The sequence below is a fragment of the Cupriavidus sp. H18C2 genome (assembly GCF_049393795.1).
In the GTDB taxonomy this organism is placed as follows: domain Bacteria; phylum Pseudomonadota; class Gammaproteobacteria; order Burkholderiales; family Burkholderiaceae; genus Cupriavidus; species Cupriavidus pauculus_C.
In genome coordinates, this window is sequence record NZ_CP186010.1 from 2508841 (window position 1) to 2524454 (window position 15614).

General features: G+C 68.5%; 14 protein-coding genes and 1 pseudogene. 10 read left to right on the forward strand and 5 right to left on the reverse strand.

The window, feature by feature from the left end; all coding sequences use genetic code 11:
- Nucleotides 1-16: 16 nt before the first annotated feature.
- Nucleotides 17-2152 (reverse strand): annotated as a pseudogene (locus EPAKOI_RS11275) (protein kinase domain-containing protein); the annotation flags it as partial.
- A 405-nt stretch (nucleotides 2153-2557) separates the two neighbouring features.
- Between EPAKOI_RS11275 and EPAKOI_RS11280 the strand changes: the two are divergent.
- The 5 genes from EPAKOI_RS11280 to EPAKOI_RS11300 all read left to right on the forward strand — a co-directional run bounded on the left by EPAKOI_RS11280 (nucleotide 2558) and on the right by EPAKOI_RS11300 (nucleotide 6644).
- Nucleotides 2558-2833, forward strand: a complete 276-nt coding sequence (locus EPAKOI_RS11280) for a hypothetical protein (RefSeq protein WP_124683664.1) — start codon at nucleotides 2558-2560, stop codon at nucleotides 2831-2833.
- 69 nt (nucleotides 2834-2902) lie between these two features.
- Nucleotides 2903-3169, forward strand: a complete 267-nt coding sequence (locus EPAKOI_RS11285; RefSeq protein ID WP_124683663.1) for a hypothetical protein — start codon at nucleotides 2903-2905, stop codon at nucleotides 3167-3169.
- Nucleotides 3170-3251: 82 nt separating this feature from the next.
- The gene (locus EPAKOI_RS11290; protein WP_124683662.1) at nucleotides 3252-3518 is read left to right on the forward strand and encodes a hypothetical protein; all 267 of its coding nucleotides are present in this window, start codon (nucleotides 3252-3254) and stop codon (nucleotides 3516-3518) included.
- 148 nt (nucleotides 3519-3666) lie between these two features.
- The gene (locus EPAKOI_RS11295) at nucleotides 3667-3882 is read left to right on the forward strand and encodes a hypothetical protein (RefSeq protein ID WP_313835102.1); all 216 of its coding nucleotides are present in this window, start codon (nucleotides 3667-3669) and stop codon (nucleotides 3880-3882) included.
- An 851-nt stretch (nucleotides 3883-4733) separates the two neighbouring features.
- Nucleotides 4734-6644: a DEAD/DEAH box helicase gene (locus tag EPAKOI_RS11300; RefSeq protein WP_313835103.1), complete on the forward strand. Its 1911-nt coding sequence runs from the start codon at nucleotides 4734-4736 to the stop codon at nucleotides 6642-6644.
- Nucleotides 6645-6708: 64 nt separating this feature from the next.
- Here the strand turns inward: EPAKOI_RS11300 and EPAKOI_RS11305 are convergent, their stop codons facing one another.
- Nucleotides 6709-7965 carry an SUMF1/EgtB/PvdO family nonheme iron enzyme gene (locus EPAKOI_RS11305; protein ID WP_124683659.1) on the reverse strand — a complete coding sequence of 419 codons (1257 nt, stop codon included), beginning with the start codon at nucleotides 7963-7965 and terminating at the stop codon, nucleotides 6709-6711.
- Between the two features lie 141 nt (nucleotides 7966-8106).
- Nucleotides 8107-9210 (reverse strand): L-histidine N(alpha)-methyltransferase, encoded by a 1104-nt coding sequence (gene egtD, locus EPAKOI_RS11310; RefSeq protein ID WP_423192235.1) that lies wholly within the window; start codon nucleotides 9208-9210, stop codon nucleotides 8107-8109.
- 582 nt (nucleotides 9211-9792) lie between these two features.
- Between egtD and EPAKOI_RS11315 the strand changes: the two genes are divergently transcribed.
- The 3 genes from EPAKOI_RS11315 (at nucleotide 9793) to EPAKOI_RS11325 (ending at nucleotide 11911) form a co-directional block, all read left to right on the forward strand.
- Nucleotides 9793-10509, forward strand: coding sequence for a TerC family protein (locus tag EPAKOI_RS11315; RefSeq protein WP_124683657.1), 717 nt, complete (start codon nucleotides 9793-9795; stop codon nucleotides 10507-10509).
- 110 nt (nucleotides 10510-10619) lie between these two features.
- Nucleotides 10620-11414: a thymidylate synthase gene (locus EPAKOI_RS11320; RefSeq protein ID WP_423192236.1), complete on the forward strand. Its 795-nt coding sequence runs from the start codon at nucleotides 10620-10622 to the stop codon at nucleotides 11412-11414.
- Nucleotides 11411-11911: a dihydrofolate reductase gene (locus EPAKOI_RS11325; protein WP_423192237.1), complete on the forward strand. Its 501-nt coding sequence runs from the start codon at nucleotides 11411-11413 to the stop codon at nucleotides 11909-11911. Before EPAKOI_RS11320 ends, EPAKOI_RS11325 begins: the two co-directional genes overlap by 4 nt.
- A gap of 59 nt (nucleotides 11912-11970) precedes the next feature.
- Here the strand turns inward: EPAKOI_RS11325 and pmbA are convergent, their stop codons facing one another.
- Complete coding sequence (gene pmbA / locus EPAKOI_RS11330) at nucleotides 11971-13338, reverse strand: metalloprotease PmbA (protein WP_124683630.1); 1368 nt, start codon at nucleotides 13336-13338, stop codon at nucleotides 11971-11973.
- Nucleotides 13339-13386: 48 nt separating this feature from the next.
- Here pmbA and yjgA point away from each other — a divergent pair, with 48 nt between their 5' ends.
- A complete protein-coding gene (yjgA, locus tag EPAKOI_RS11335) occupies nucleotides 13387-14013 on the forward strand; it encodes a ribosome biogenesis factor YjgA (protein WP_124683629.1) in 627 nt (208 codons plus the stop codon).
- The gene (mog, locus tag EPAKOI_RS11340) at nucleotides 14010-14657 is read left to right on the forward strand and encodes a molybdopterin adenylyltransferase (protein WP_423192238.1); all 648 of its coding nucleotides are present in this window, start codon (nucleotides 14010-14012) and stop codon (nucleotides 14655-14657) included. The genes yjgA and mog overlap by 4 nt, the downstream gene beginning before the upstream one ends.
- 31 nt (nucleotides 14658-14688) lie before the next feature.
- Here the strand turns inward: mog and EPAKOI_RS11345 are convergent, their stop codons facing one another.
- Nucleotides 14689-15570 (reverse strand): AEC family transporter, encoded by an 882-nt coding sequence (locus tag EPAKOI_RS11345; protein ID WP_124683627.1) that lies wholly within the window; start codon nucleotides 15568-15570, stop codon nucleotides 14689-14691.
- Between the last annotated feature and the right edge of the window lie 44 nt (nucleotides 15571-15614).

The window sequence follows — 15614 nt, forward strand, 5'->3', positions numbered from 1 at the left end:
GGCCCGGCCCTATTTGGTTGGCGCGCGTCGAGATCTGCACGATGTCGGCGCTGATCTTCTCGCGCCCGTGCTTGCTGGCCATCTGCGCCAGCGGCTTTTCCAGCGCGCGCAGGTAGTCCTGCCGCGTCTCCACCTCGGGCCGGCGCGCCGGGAACAGCGGCGCCGGCGTGGTCAACAGCACCACCAGTTCCGTGCCGAATGGCTTCGAGATGACCCAGTCGCCGCTGTCGCCCACCGTGGCGCTGTAGCTGGCGGGCGCCTGGTTGCCCTGGACGCGTCCGCTGGGCACCAGGTGCGCCACCTTGCCGTCGGCCGCGAAATAGTCGACGTAGACATACGATTCGTGCGGCGGCGTGTTGACATCGAGCACCAGCGGCGTGCCCTCGGTCAGTTGCGTGCCGCCACGCGTGCGCAGCAGCGCGCCGGACTTGTCGGCGGCCTTGTCCCCCGCTCCCGCCCGCTGGCCGCCCGACCAGTACGGCGCGACCAGCCGCACCACATCGCACTTGTCGGCGGTCAGCGGCGCGGCGTCCAGCTTCAGCGTCTTCACGCCGGGCAGCTTGCCGAGCTTGTCGCGCAGGCCCGCCAGCGCCGAATCGGCCACGTAGCCGTCCACCGCCAGCGTGTTGCCTTCGATGTTCGCGTGCAGCAGCGCGCAGGGCGTGGCGGCGATGACCTGCGCCACGGCCTCGGGCTTGAGCGGCACGGCCTCGGGCACGGCCGGTTCGCGCACAGCGGGCGCCGCAGCCTGGGGCGGCGGGCGCGCGGCATCGGGCGACGGCTGGTGGCTGCGCCAGAAGTAGACCAGCACCCCCGTGGCCAGCGCCACGCCGGCAATGACGCTGCCGGCAATCACGGGCAGCCCCGTGCCCACGCTCTGCGGCTCGGCGCCCAGCCCGGCCAGGAACTGCTTGACCGTCGGCGTGCGCGTGGCGCGATCGAGCGAAAGCGCCTGGCGCAACACCTTCCACTGCCCGCGCGACAGCGTGCGCGGCTGCACGGGCTTCAGGTTCTTCGCGCGGGCCTCGGTGGCCGACACGCGGTTGTACGGATGCTTGCCCGTCAGCAGTTCGTAGCTGACGCAGGCCAGCGCGTAGATGTCGTCACGCGGGTCGGGCTCGCGGTGCTCGAACATCTCGGGGCTGGCGTAGGCCGGCGTCATGCCGCCGAGCGAGCCGGGATCGAACACGGTCTGGTCGGCGTCGTCGGCTGGCTGCTGGAAGCCGCGCGCGATGCCGAAGTCGATCACCTTGACCTCGCCGCGATCGGTCAGGAACACGTTGGCGGGCTTGAAATCGCAATGGACGAAGCCGCGCTCGTGCGCGTAGGCCAGCGCGCTGCCCATGCCGACGATGATCGGCATCGCCTTGATGTACGGCAGGCCCTGGAATTCCGGCGAGCGCAGCACGCGGTTCAGCGACTTGCCCTGCAGGTATTCCATGGTCAGGAAGACCGTCGGGCCATCGCGGTCGAAGTCGTAGACGGTGACGATGTTGCGGTGGGCGAGCTGCTGGGCCTTGCGCGCCTCGCGCTGGAGCGCGATCAGCGATTTCGGATGGCCGCTGAACTGCATGTTCAGCACCTTGATGGCGATGTACGGCTTGCGGTCCGACGCCTCCAGCTTGCGCAGGTCCAGCGCCTTGTAGACCGTGCCCATGCCGCCCACGCCCAGGCATTCCTCCAGCACGAAGCGGCCGTTCAGCGTGTCGCCCACGCCCTTGGTTGGCCCGGACGGCACATGGCCGCCCGTGAACAGCGCGCCGTGGCTGCCGCCCGTGCCACCGGTGGTGCCCGTGGTGCCCGTGGTGCCGCCAGTGCCCGTGCTGCCCGTGGCCACGCCGCCCGGCGCCGCCGCGCCGTAGCCGGCCAGGTCGGGCTCGATGCGGGTTTCCTCGCCGGGGGCGGGCGGCGCGTGCCGCACGTCGCCCATCGGGTCGAACTGCGTGGACAGGTGCGAGTCGATGCGATGCAGCACCTCGGCATAGACGGCCGGGGGCAACGGAAAGCGCGTGTGTTCCTCGGCGAGCACGCGCGCGAACTGGGTCGAGTCGGTCTGATCGTCCTTGAGGGCCAGATCCACCGATGCAAGGAATTCGTCGCGGCTCATGCTGCCGCGCTGGAAATCCCGTATGAGTTCGGTCAGGCTGGACATCCGGTGCATCCCGACGAGTGGTGGCCGAGGGTGGCCAACTGGCCGCGCCCTCAGGGGCGCAACCGTTGCATCACGGCACGTTGCCTTCGATGGATACTAGTGCGCACTCCGGCCATCCGCAATGCCGCCCTGCCCGGCCGCGCACACCCCGGCGTTGCCCCCGCGCCGACACCCGACACCATTCTGTTGGCGCGGCCCCACCACCGGCCCGGCCCGCGCGTAGCCCGCACCCCATCGCACGACCCGCCCCGCAGCCCGCAAACCGTTGCGGCACAAGGCTCCCCGGCTTTTCACGCCGCGCCGGGGCCGCGCTGGCACGCTTGCTGCGATATCTGGTCCGAGCGCGACACCAACCCGATGCTCATCACCTGACCCGAAGCACCCCTTCCTCTCAAGGAGACCATCATGACCACGCTGACCATCAAGGACCTGTCCTCCACCGAAACCCTCGACGCCCGCGCCTGCCGTGCCGTGCGCGGCGGCATCGCCATCCTGCCCGTCACCACGGTCTACAGCCCGTTCAAGCTGTCGATCGACAAGGTGTTCACGGTCAACCAGTCGAACCAGCAGATGCAGCAGGTGGGCAACTACTTCGGCAACGGCTCGGCCTTCCAGGAAAACATGCACAACACGGTGACGACGAACCAGTACGCGCAGAACAACGTGTACCACCCGGCCTGAGCCCCTGGCCACGGCCCCGTACAGCTTTTACCCAGACCCACGCACCACACCACCCGCTAGGAGACTGCCATGAGCACCCTGACCATCCTCGACCTGTCCAGCACCGCCACCCTCGAAGCCACCCGCATGAAGTCCGTGCGCGGCGGCCTGGGCCTGATCGCCCCGTGGACCAGCGTCTACGCCCCCGTGAAGCTGTCGTTCGACTCGCACGTGAAGATCGACCAGCAGAACCAGCAGATGCAGGAGGTAGGCAACTACTTCGGCAACGGCTCGGCGTTCCAGGACCACCTGTCGAACACCGTGCGCACGAACCAGTACGCGCAGAACAACGCCTGAGTCCGCCGCCGGCCGGGCGGGCGCCGCCCGCAGGCGCCCGCCCGGCGGCCCGCACCCACCGCACTTGCATCAGGAGTCCACCATGTCATCGATCATCGTCCGCGACCTTGCCGTCAGCAAGGACCTCGACCAGCAGTCGCTGTGCGCCATCCGTGGCGGCGCCGACTGGTTCGGCAAGATTGCCGCAGCCGGCCCGCTGGTGAACATCAACATCAACCAGAGCGTGCAGCAGTTGCAGCAGGTGAACGTTGCCGCCTTCAACAACAACAAGATCGTCGGCGTCGACCTGGGCAACCTTGCGCTCAACGTCAAGCCGACGCAATGGGGCGGCAACCTGGCCGTGGCCTGAACGCCGCGCCAGGCAGGGGCCCGCCACGTGCCCGGCGCATGCGGCAGCACCCCTCGCCTATACTGAATCGGGCCCGCGCCTGCCCCGGCGCCGCCCGACCGGCGCCGTTGCGGCCGGCCGTGGCAAGGCCCGCTCGCTGGAGAACGCCATGGCAGTCATCGTCATCAAGGATTTGTCGGAGAACATGGACCTCGACCGCGAGGCCATGACCGCCATCATCGGCGGCGCGCGGCTGGCCGGCAGCTATCGCTGGCAGGCACACCGGCGCCAGCCGCTGGCGCGGTTGATCCAGTATCCGGAAGGTTTTCCCGGCACATCGCAGGTTGCAGGGCAGGAACGGGAGACCGGGCGCACGCGCAAGTAGGGCCGCAATCCGGGCCCCATCGGCTGCGCGCGACGCCAGGTCGCAAAAAAGAAGAAGCCCGCCAAGCAATTGGCGGGCTTTGGCTGCGGACGGGCCCGGACCTCCTGGGTCTGCGTCGCCGGCGGCTTCCGGTCATTCCGGTGCCACGCAGGTTGCCCCATGGTTCCGCCCATGACGCGGACGCCCATCCGGACCACCCGGACAGTCGAAGGAAACCTGGCCATGGCATGCATGACCGCAATGCCGGCGCCGAGTGGCAAGCGAACCTTGCCAAAGGCAGGATCAGCGGGACTGTGGAACGTCCGCCCCGTGCGGGCAGGCAAGCCCGCGCTCTGGAGTATAGGCAGCGGTCCCCCACATGCAAGCGGCTTCGGCCGGCCGGGGGCTGCGGGCTGCCATTTACGTTTGATTACGTTTTCAACGGCCGCGCGCTTGCGCACCGCAACAAAAAACTCGGGGTTCTGCTATACTCCGCGCCGTGAGTTTCGCACTGTGAGTTCCGCACCGCGCCCCCGGCACCCTGCCGTGGCGTATCCGCTACCTCCCAAGATCTGCTCCCTGCCTCTGTCATCACACGATGTTCCGACAGGTGCCTGGCCAGAACGCACCGCTCACCTGACGTCGCCTCGTCTCCGATCCTGATAACAGCCTGTCATTGTTGAGCTGTTTGCCTGCCAGGGATTTTCGGCCGGTTAGCATTTTCCAGCCGCCCCCTGCCTGCCGCCGTATTGCCAGCTGAGTCTGTCGAACGGCCTACCGATTGGCGCCGAAGCCTTTTTAAGACTTTGCACTTGCGCCCACCCCTTTGCGCACACTGCCCGGGGGTGCCATGCATTTTTATTACGTACGACATGACCCAGCACGAAGATTTCCGTGCGGAGCAGCCTTTTGCTTCCGCCGCCGACGCCACTGCCACGCCCGCCGCTGCCGTGAGCCCGCTCGACAAGCTCGACGCCCTGCTCAACGCCGATGCAGCACCGGCCGCGCCGGCGTCGCCGGCTCCGGAAAGCGGTTTCGCAAATCTCGGCCTTGACGCCGCCATCCTGCGCGCCCTGGCCGAAGCCAACTACAACAACCCCACCCCGGTGCAGGCCCAGGCGATTCCCGCCTTCCTGGCCGGCCGCGACCTGCTGGTGTCCAGCCAGACCGGTTCGGGCAAGACCGCCGCGTTCATGCTGCCGGCGATCCAGCGCATCAGCGAAAAGCCGGCGCCGAATCGTCCCAGCGAGCCCGCCAAGCGCATGAAGGGCAAGCGCCCCCGTCCGGCCGCGGCCCAGCCGTCGCTGCTGGTGCTGACGCCGACGCGCGAACTGGCCCTGCAGGTGACCGAGGCCGCCGCCAAGTACGGCCGCCACCTGCGCCGTATTGTCTGCGCCAGCATCCTGGGCGGCATGCCCTACCCGAAGCAGCTCGCCATGCTGTCGCGCATGCCGGACATCCTCGTGGCCACGCCGGGCCGCCTGCTCGACCATATCGAAGCCGGCCGCATCGACCTGTCCGCGCTGGACATGCTGGTGTTCGACGAAGCCGACCGCATGCTGGACATGGGCTTTGCCGATGACATCGACGCCATCGTGGCCGCCACGCCGGCGTCGCGCCAGACGCTGATGTTCTCGGCCACGCTGGACGCCCGCATCGCCCAGCTTGCGTCGCGCCAGCTGAAGGACCCGCAGCGCATCGAGATCGCCGCCGCGCGCGCCGACCACAGCAACATCGAACAGCGCCTGCACTTCACCGACGACATGTCGCACAAGGAACGCCTGCTCGACCACCTGCTGCGCGACTCGTCGCTCAAGCAGGCCATCGTCTTCACGGCCACCAAGCGCGATGCCGACTCGCTGGCCGAGCGCCTGTCCGACACCGGCTTTGCCGCCGGCGCCCTGCACGGCGACATGACCCAGGGCGCGCGCAACCGCACGCTGACGGCCCTGCGCCGCGGCAACCTGCGCGTGCTGGTGGCCACCGACGTGGCCGCGCGCGGCATCGACGTGCCCGACATCACCCACGTGGTGAACTTCGACCTGCCCAAGCAGGCCGAGGACTACGTGCACCGCATCGGCCGTACCGGCCGTGCCGGCCGCTCGGGCATCGCCATCAACCTGGTGAACCACGGCGACATGTTCCAGTGGCGCCGCATCGAGCGCTTCACCAACCATCGCATCGACGCGTCGGTGATCGAAGGTCTGGAACCGCGCCGCACGCCCAAGCCGCGTTCGAACTTCGGCGGCAAGCCGGGCGGCGGCCGTGACGGCTTCCGCGGCAACGGCGGCGGTGGCTACCGTGGCGGCAACAGCGGTGGCGGCTATCGTGGCAACCGCGAAGGCGGCGAGCGCAGCTTTGGCGACCGCAGCTTCGGCGGCGGCGAGCGCAAGTTCGGCGGCGAAAACCGCGGCTTCGGCGATCGTGGCGAGCAACGCGGCTTTGGCGGCGAGAACCGTGGCTTCGGCGATCGCGGCGAGCAACGCGGCTTCGGCGACCGTGGCACCGGCGGCTATCGCGGCCAGGGCCAAGGTCAGGGTCAAGGCCAGGGTCAAGGCCAGCAGCAACGCAGCTTCGGCGGCGAGCGCAGCTTTGGTGGCGAACGCAGCTTTGGCCAGCGCGACGGCAACCGTGGTGGCTTCGGCAACCGCGAAGGCGGCCAGCGCGACGGCAATCGCGGCAGCTTCGGCGGCGAGCGCAGCTTCGGCGACCGCAAGTTCGGCGACCGCGGCGGCTTTGGCGGCCAGCGCAACGGCAACAGCCGCTCGCGCTACGAGCGCTGATCGATCAGGCTGGAAATGAAAAAGGCACCTTCGGGTGCCTTTTTTTGTGGCTGCGCTTGCATCCTCACACCGCGCAAGTCCTGAATCCAACGAACGACACGTCGTCCTCGGGCAGCAGTGCGGTGCGGGCGCGGACGTGGCGCAGGCGGGCGGGGCTGGCGAACGAGACGCCGCGCACGGCCTGGTGGGTGCCGAAGCGGCCGATGATCTCGCCGTCGGTGGGTTCGGCGGCAAAGCCCAGGTAGGGCTCGTACGGGGTGGCGGTCCATTCGCGCAGCGCGCCCCATTGCAGGCCGCGGTTCTGCGTGGCGGCCAGTTCCCACTCCACCTCCTGCGGCAGGCGGCGGCCGGCCCAGACGCACCACGCCTGCGCCTCGAACAGCGTCACGTGGCGCACCGGTTCATCGGGATTGAGCGTGCGTTCGGTGCCAAAGCGCGTGTTGACCCAGCTACGGCTGACCGCGTGGCGCAGCCAGTAGCGCGGCGCCGAGCGCTCCTGTGTCATCAGCCACTGGCGGCCGGCGGCCGACCAGTACGACGGATGCTCGTAGCCACGGTCTTCCACGAATTCCAGGAACTGGGCGTTGGTCACCAGCGCCGCGTCGATCTCGAACGCCGGCACGTAGACCTTCTGCGCGGGACGCTCGTCGGGCCAGGCAAAGCCGTCGGCATCGGGCCAGCCCTGCGTGAAGTTGCCGCCCGGGAAATGCAGCGTGCCGGCCGACGACACCGACACCCCCGGCACGATTGCCGCCGGCTCCACGGGCGCCATTTCCAGCGCCTGCAGCAGCGTGGCGACAGTTTCGCCCTGCACGTCCTCGTAGTGCAGCGCGCGGCGGAACGCGTACAGCGTGTCGTCGTTATCGTCGGGCAGCAGCGCGATGCGGCGCAGCAGGCCGTCCAGCACGCGCGTGGCGTACTGCTTGACCACGGCCACGTCGGGCAGCGCGATCTCCCAGCGCTCGTCCGGGCCAATGCGCTCGGGGTCGAACCATTCGTCGGCGCCGTCCAGCAGCGACGGCTCGCTGGCCACCGGCAGGCGGATGCCGCCCTGCTCCAGGTGCCGCACGCCGCGCAGACACCACCATTCGGCGTGCCAGGCGATATTGCCGAGCGTCCACAACGGCGGGTTGCCATCGTACTGGCGCGGCACGGCCCAGCCCTTGCGGGTCTGGCCGAAGGCACCCAGCCACGCCAGCGTGCGGTTGCGCGATTCCACCAGCGCCTGCGCCAATCCCTCGCGCGGCAGCCGGCGCGCGTCGGGCCACGCCGCAGTGCCGCCGTTGAAATGGAGATCGGGAAGCATGGAGAAGCCGCTCATCGGGACGTCCGTGTCAGAGGGGTGAACGAAGTCGCCGGCGCCAGGCCGGCTGCGCGCATTATGACACCGCGCGCCGCACCGTTCCGGCGCGCGCCGTTTCACCCTGCCGGCGGCGCGGCTACCCCGCCGGCCGCGCCACCGTCAGCCGCGTGCGTGGAATACGGCGAACCAGCCGCGCGGATCGGTCCAGCTCACGGGGTCGGTAAAGCCGGCGGCCTCCAGCAGGATCGCAAAATCCTCGGGCCGGTACTTGTGCGAATCCTCGGTGTGGATGCGCTCGCCGGCCGCAAAGCGCCGCTCGCCGCCGGGCCAGCGCACGGTCACGTCGCGCAGGGCTTCCAGGTGCATCTGGATGCGCGACGCCTGCGTGTCGAACGTGGCCGCGTGCCGCCAGTCGTCAATCGCAAAGTCGCTGCCGACGATGCGGTTCACGTTGCGCAGCACGTTGCGGTTGAACGCGGCGGTCACGCCCAGCGCATCGTCATAGGCGGCCACCAGCGTGTCGGCCGGCTTGAACAGGTCCACGCCGATCAGCACGCCGTCGCCGGCGCTGGTGGCGGCGCGCAGCCGCTGCAGCAGCGCCAGCGCCTCGATCGGCGTGAAATTGCCGATGCTGGAACCGGGATAGAAGAACAGCCGCCGGCCGCGCCGGACGCTCGGCGGCAGGTCCAGCGGCGCGCACAGGTCGGCGCCCAGGCCCAGCATCGGGATATGCGGGTGCTGCTGCTGCAGCCCGTTCAGCGTGCCGCGCAGGAAATCGACGGAAATGTCGACGGCCACGTACTGGGCCGGCTGCAGGCTCGGGAACAGCCGCGCGGCCTTCTGGCAGTTGCCGGCGCCCAGGTCGATCAGCACGCAGCCGCTGCCGGCGCGGGCCGCGATGGCCGGGGCGGCCGTGGCGAAGATCGACGCCTCGGTGCGCGTGGGATAGTACTCGGGCAGGTCCGTGATGGCTTCGAACAGCCGGGAGCCCAGCACGTCGTAGAAGAACTTGGGGCTGATGCGGGCGGGGCTGCCGCTCAGGCCCTCGGCAATCTCGGTGCGCAGCGCGCCGCTGTCCTCGCGGTACTGCTGCACGAATTCGGGCTGCAGGCCGGCACGGGCATGGCCGTTGCCGACGACGATGCGCGGCTCGGGCGCAATCTCGGGCGTGGCGTGGCCGTTCTGGCGGTGGGGGGCGTTGTTGCGGGAGGTGGGGCGGGAGGTCTGGGTGTCGGGCGTCTGGAGCGTAGTGGAGGCCGGCATGACGTTTCCTTGTTGTCTGGGCACTACGGTGAATCCCTCTCTGCAAACCCGCACGGACGCGTCAGGTCGGTGCGGCTGGGCCGGGATGCGCGCCTGTCCGGTCTGGCGCACATCTTCCGGGCCAATCTTCATAGCATAGGTGCATATGCTTATACCTGCGTGACACGTTGCATCACTTTACAAACTGCCGCACGGCATTCATGTCTGATCCTGAATACATACAAACCCCACCCCGGCAGCGCAACATTTTTCATCGGAGTTCCCTTATAATCGCGTCCAACGTGCTGGCCGGAAGCATCCGGTCATCACGCATCCCTTCCAGAAAGGGAAGTTAAAGGGGAGTAGCTTGGGGGCATCGAATGCCCTTAGCACAATCGTCATTCCGAGACGTCCGCACGTCTCCGGTTGTGCTGACCCTGGCGCGCATTCCGCGCCAGCCAGTCGAGCAAGACCTTTGCACACCTGGTTTCTACGGTTTGCAAAGGCGGCCCCATCCCGCTTCGGCGCGCTTCCGCAGATCCCAGGTGCAACAAGAAACCTTGCCGGCCATTGGCCAGCATTTTTGGCACCTTAGGAGCGTACATGGAGTGGTTTACCGATCTGTTCACGATGCAGTTCCTGACAGCGTTGCTGTCGATCGTCGTCATCGACCTGGTCCTGGCGGGCGACAACGCCATCGTGATCGCGCTGGCGGCGCGTAACCTGCCGCCCCACCTGCAGAAGAAGGCCATCGTCTGGGGCACCGTCGGTGCCGTGGTGGTGCGTTCGGCGATGACCATCGGCGTGGTCTGGCTGCTGAAGATCCCCGGCCTGCTGCTCGTGGGCGGCCTGGCGCTGGTCTGGATCGCCTACAAGCTGCTGGCCGCCGAGGAAGACGGCGACGAGCACGGCTCCGGTGCCAATACGCTGGTCGGTGCCATGAAGACGATCATCATCGCCGACGCCGTGATGGGCGTGGACAACGTGCTGGCCGTGGCCGGCGCCGCGCACGGCAGCTTCCTGCTCGTGGTGCTGGGCCTGCTGATCAGCATCCCCATCGTGGTCTGGGGTTCCAGCCTGGTGCTCAAGCTGATGGCCCGCTTCCCGGCCGTGATCTTCATCGGCGCTGGCGTGCTGGCCTTCACCGCCGTCAAGATGGTGCTGCACGAGCCGCTGACCAAGGCCTGGTTCGAAAGCCAGCCCGTGGTCTACTGGGGCCTGTACGTGGTGATCATCGGCGGCGTGCTGGGTGCCGGCTACCTGACGCAGAAGCGTCGCGGCGAGCGCGAGGCCGCGCAGAAGCCGGTGGAAAGCCACTGACCGGCCTGGTCGCCTGACCGGAAAGCCGCCTTCGGGCGGCTTTCTGCTTTCAGGCTAGAATTCCCGCTTTGCGCCCCGGTGGCGCACGTCACATTCCCTTCCCCGCGCCGATGAAACAGTACCTCGACTTCATGCGCCATGTTTTCGAACACGGCACCGAAAAGTCCGACCGCACCGGCACCGGCACGCGCTCGGTGTTTGGCTACCAGATGCGCTTCGACCTGAACGAGGGCTTCCCGGTCGTCACCACCAAGAAACTGCACCTGAAGTCGATCATCCACGAACTGCTCTGGTTCCTGCAGGGTTCGACCAACATCCAGTACCTGAAGGAACACGGCGTCACGATCTGGGACGAGTGGGCCGACGCCAACGGCGAACTCGGGCCGATCTACGGCTACCAGTGGCGCGCGTGGCCGACCCCGGACGGCCGGCACATCGACCAGATCAGCGAGGTAGTGCAGCAGATCCGCAGCAATCCGGACTCGCGCCGGCTGATCGTCTCGGCCTGGAACGTGGGCGAGATCCCGCAGATGAAGCTGCCGCCGTGCCACGCGTTCTTCCAGTTCTACGTGGCCGACGGCAAGCTGAGCTGCCAGCTCTACCAGCGCAGCGCCGACATCTTCCTGGGCGTGCCGTTCAACATCGCCAGCTACGCGCTGCTGACGCACATGATCGCGCAGCAATGCGACCTGGGCGTGGGCGACTTCGTCTGGACCGGCGGCGACTGCCATATCTATAGCAACCACTTCGAGCAGGTGCAGACGCAACTGGCGCGCACGCCGATGAAGTTGCCGACGCTGCACATTCGCCGCAAGCCTGACAGCATCTTCGACTATCGGTACGAGGATTTCGAGCTGGTCGGCTACGAATCGCACCCGGCCATCAAGGCCCCGGTGGCCGTATGACGCTGCTGACGCTGATCGTCGCCCGCGCCCGCAACGGCGTGATCGGCCGCGACAACACGCTGCCGTGGCGCCTGCCGGAAGACCTGCAGCACTTCAAGCGCACCACGCTGGGCGCGCCGATCATCATGGGACGCAAGACCTGGGATTCGATTGGCCGCCCGCTGCCCGGCCGCCGCAACATCGTGGTGAGCCGCAACCGGGATCTGAAGCTGGAAGGTGCCGAAGTGGCGGCGTCGCTGGAAGACGCGCAACGGCTGTGCGTGGGCGTGGAGCAGGTCTTCCTGATCGGCGGCGCCCAGCTCTACGCCGAGGCGCTGCCGAGCGCGGACCGCCTGATCGTCACCGAGATCGATGCCGACATCGAAGGCGACGCCTTCTTCCCGGCCGTCGACCGGTCCCGATGGATCGAGGTCGCGCGGGAGACGCACCATTCGGCCGCCAACGGCTTCGACTACGCGTTCGTGACGTACGAACGGCCGGCGTCGGGGGAAGAGTAGCGTTTCTTGCCCTCCCCTACCGGGAGAGGGCCGCAGGCCCGGACGGCCCGCCCGGGCCCTCAGTTCCCCGCGATCGTCATCTGCTCGATCAGGATCGAGCCGGTTTCCTTGGTGCCGCGCACGAGTGCATCGGCGCCGATGCCGACGATCTGGCGGAACATTTCGACCATGTTGCCGGCGATGGTGATTTCCTCCACCGGGTACTGGATCTGGCCGTTCTCGACCCAGTAGCCCGACGCGCCGCGTGAGTAGTCGCCGGTCACGTAGTTCACGCCCTGCCCCATCAGTTCCGTCACCAGCAGGCCGGTGCCCAGCTTGCGCAGCATGCCGGCAAAATCATCCTCGGGCTGCGTCAGGGTCGACGTCAGCGTCAGGTTGTGCGACCCGCCCGCGTTGCCGGTGGTCTGCATGCCCAGCTTGCGCGCCGAGTAGGTCGACAGGAAATAGCCCTGCACCACGCCGTCGCGCACCACGTCGCGGGCCTGGGTGCGCACGCCTTCCTCGTCGAACGGGGCGCTGCCCATGGCGCCCGGCACGTGCGGCTGCTCGTTGATCTGGATGTGCGGCGCAAAGACGGCCTTGCCCAGCGTGTCGTACAGGAACGTCGACTTGCGGTACAGCGCGCCGCCCGACACCGCCTGGACGAAGGCGCCGAGCAGGCCGGCCGCCAGCGGCGCCTCGAACAGCACCGGGCACTTGCGCGTGGACAGCTTGCGGGCATTCAGCCGGGCCAGCGCGCGCTCGGCGGCGTAGCGGCCGATGGCCTCCGGCTCGGCCAGCGCCAGCGGCGAGCGCTTGGACGAGTACCAGTCGTCGCGCTGCATGCCGCTGCCCGAACCGGCGATCGGCGCGGCCGAGATGAAGTGGCGCGAGTACGGATAGCCGCCCACGAAGCCGCGCGACGTGGCCAGCACGAACTGCGAATGCTGGGCCGACACGCTGGCGCCATCGCTGTTCCGGATCTTCGGCGACACCGCGAACGACGCGGCCTCGGCGCGGCGCGCGATGTCGATGGCGCCCTCGGCGTCGATGGTCCACGGGTGGAACAGGTCCAGGTCCTGCGGATCACGTTCGAGCAGCGCTTCCTCGGCCAGCCCGGCGCAATCGTCCTCGGCCGTGAAGCGGGCGATGTTGTACGCCGCCTCGGCCGTGGCGCGCAGCGCGGCCGGCGAGAAATCCGACGTGCTGGCGTTGCCGCGGCGCTGGCCGATCATCACCGTCACGCCCACCACCTTGTCGCGGTTCTGCTCGATGGTCTCCACCTCGCCCTTGCGCACGGTCACCGACAGGCCGCTGCCCTCGGAGATCTCGGTGGCGGCGTCCGTCGCGCCCAGCTCGCGTGCCACGCGCAGCACATCGGCCGCCATGGCCTTGAGCTGGTCCTGGGTATAGGTGAAATGCGCGGTCTTCTCGGCGGTCTGGCTCATATGGGCGGGCGTGATCAAAAGTCCAAACGGGAATCATAGCAAGATAAAATGCCGGCCATGACGCGAAATACCCGTAACAACTCCCAAGGCCCCCACGGCCGCTTTCCCGGCGCCTTTGCGCCGGAAGAGGACGACGACCAGCCCAAGAGCAAGTCGCAGCGCAAGCGCGACATGACGGCGCTGCAGGACCTGGGCGCCGAGCTGGAGGCGCTGCCCAAGGACCGCCTGGCGCGCGTGCCGATGCCCGAGGCGCTGGCCGACGCCGTCCTGGCCGCCCGCAAGATCACCAGCCACGAAGGCAAGCGCCGCCAGATGCAGTTCGTCGGCAAGGTCATGCGCGGGCTGGACGACGACGAGGTGGCCGCCATTCGCGCCGCGCTGGAAGGCTTCAAGGGCACCAGCAAGGCCGAGACGGCCCGGCTGCACCTGATCGAGCGCTGGCGCGACCTGCTGCTGGCCGACGACGCCCAGCTCACGAAATTCCTGGGCGAGCACCCCGAGGTGGACGTCCAGTCCGTGCGCAACATCATCCGCGGCGCCCGCAGGGAAAAGGAACTCGGCAAGCCGCCGAAGTACTACCGCGAGCTGTTCCAGGTCATCAAGGCCGCGCTGGAAGGCGGCGATGACGGCGACGAAGACGGCGCGCCCGCCAACCCCGAGGAGCCCCAGGCATGACCCCGACGCTGACCGCCCCCGTGCCCCGCAATCACCCCGACGAGCTGGTGGTCGGCTTCGTTTCCATTTCGGATCGCGCCTCGTCCGGCACCTACCAGGACGGGGGCATCCCGGCGCTGCGCGACTGGTTCGGCAAGGTGCTGACGTCGCCCTGGCAGGCCGTGGAGCGGCTGATCCCGGACGAAGCGCCGCTGATCTCGCGCACGCTGATCGAACTGGTCGACGTGGCCGGCTGCGATCTCGTGCTGACCACGGGCGGTACCGGCCCGGCGCGCCGCGACGTCACGCCCGAAGCCACGCTGGCCGTGGGTACCAAGGAAATGCCGGGATTTGGCGAGCAGATGCGGCAGGTCAGCCTGCAGTTCGTGCCGACGGCGATCCTGTCGCGCCAGGTGGCGGTGATCCGCGAGACACCCAGCCGCGCCGCGCTGATCGTCAACCTGCCCGGCCAGCCGAAGGCGATCCGCGAGACGCTGGAGGGCCTGCGCGACGTGGAAGGCCGCGTGGCCGTCCAGGGCGTGTTCGCCGCCGTGCCGTACTGCATCGACCTGATCGGCGGCCCGTACATCGAGACCGACGCGACCATCGTGAAGGCGTTCCGGCCCAAGAGCGCGGTCCGGAAGACCCCCGGGCCGACGGTCTGACGCGGGCGGGTCCGGGCGCAGCCGCCCGGCCCTACTTCAGGCCCAGATACAGCCCGACCGGCACGAACACCACCGCCGCGATATTGCCGAGCAGCACGATCGAGGCCACCTGGTCCGGTTCCTGCCGGTAGTGGTCGGCCACCAGGAAGTTCAGCACGGCCGGCGGCAGCGCCGCGAAGACGAACAGCAGGCCGCGCTGCAGCTCGGTCATCGGCACCCACCAGACGATCAGCAGCGCCACGGCGATGCCCGCCAGCGGGCAGACCACGGCGCCCAGCACGCCCATGCCCCAGTTGCGCAGGCTGACGTCCTTCATCCGCACGCCCAGCGCAAACAGCATCAGCGGCACGGTGGCATCGCCCAGCAGCTTGATCGACTCGTAGACCGGCTGCGGCAGCGCGAACACGGGCCGGGCCAGCGACAGCGCCACGCCGGCCACCGTCGCCAGCACCATCGGATTCCGGGCGATCTGGGCCATCGACGCCTGCCGGTTCACGATCTTCAGCCCGATGGTGAAATGCATCAGGTTGGACGCCGCGAACAGCGCCACGGCCGGCGCCAGCCCCACTTGCCCGAACGCGAAGACCGACAGCGGCAGGCCCATGTTGCCGCTGTTGTTGAACATCATCGGCGGCACGAAGGTACGCGGGTTGGCGCCGCTCATGCGCGCCACGATCCAGGCCAGGATGCCCGAGCCGATCACCACCGCCACGGCGCTGGCCAGCAGCACCAGGTGGTCGGCCAGCACGAAGTCCTTGCTGATGAAGGCCGACACCACAAGTAGCGGCGCGATCACTTCCAGCATGGCGCGGTTGATGCCGGTCATGTCCGGATGGGCGCGCCGCCCGTAGATCCACCCGATCAGGATGATCAGGATGACCGGCGTGATGATCGAGACGATGCGCGTGAACATGGCGGGGGCGGCTGGACGGACGGATCGGCGTGGCCGTCCCGTCC

Coding starts and splice junctions, on each gene's coding strand:
- pmbA (WP_124683630.1), bottom strand. CDS start 13,338: ATGAGCCAGACCGCCGAGAAGACCGCGCATTTCACCTATACCCAGGAC.
- EPAKOI_RS11320 (WP_423192236.1), top strand. CDS start 10,620: ATGAAACAGTACCTCGACTTCATGCGCCATGTTTTCGAACACGGCACC.
- EPAKOI_RS11285 (WP_124683663.1), top strand. CDS start 2,903: ATGAGCACCCTGACCATCCTCGACCTGTCCAGCACCGCCACCCTCGAA.
- EPAKOI_RS11300 (WP_313835103.1), top strand. CDS start 4,734: ATGACCCAGCACGAAGATTTCCGTGCGGAGCAGCCTTTTGCTTCCGCC.
- EPAKOI_RS11295 (WP_313835102.1), top strand. CDS start 3,667: ATGGCAGTCATCGTCATCAAGGATTTGTCGGAGAACATGGACCTCGAC.
- EPAKOI_RS11290 (WP_124683662.1), top strand. CDS start 3,252: ATGTCATCGATCATCGTCCGCGACCTTGCCGTCAGCAAGGACCTCGAC.
- EPAKOI_RS11315 (WP_124683657.1), top strand. CDS start 9,793: ATGGAGTGGTTTACCGATCTGTTCACGATGCAGTTCCTGACAGCGTTG.
- EPAKOI_RS11345 (WP_124683627.1), bottom strand. CDS start 15,570: ATGTTCACGCGCATCGTCTCGATCATCACGCCGGTCATCCTGATCATC.
- EPAKOI_RS11305 (WP_124683659.1), bottom strand. CDS start 7,965: ATGAGCGGCTTCTCCATGCTTCCCGATCTCCATTTCAACGGCGGCACT.
- yjgA (WP_124683629.1), top strand. CDS start 13,387: ATGCCGGCCATGACGCGAAATACCCGTAACAACTCCCAAGGCCCCCAC.
- egtD (WP_423192235.1), bottom strand. CDS start 9,210: ATGCCGGCCTCCACTACGCTCCAGACGCCCGACACCCAGACCTCCCGC.
- mog (WP_423192238.1), top strand. CDS start 14,010: ATGACCCCGACGCTGACCGCCCCCGTGCCCCGCAATCACCCCGACGAG.
- EPAKOI_RS11325 (WP_423192237.1), top strand. CDS start 11,411: ATGACGCTGCTGACGCTGATCGTCGCCCGCGCCCGCAACGGCGTGATC.
- EPAKOI_RS11280 (WP_124683664.1), top strand. CDS start 2,558: ATGACCACGCTGACCATCAAGGACCTGTCCTCCACCGAAACCCTCGAC.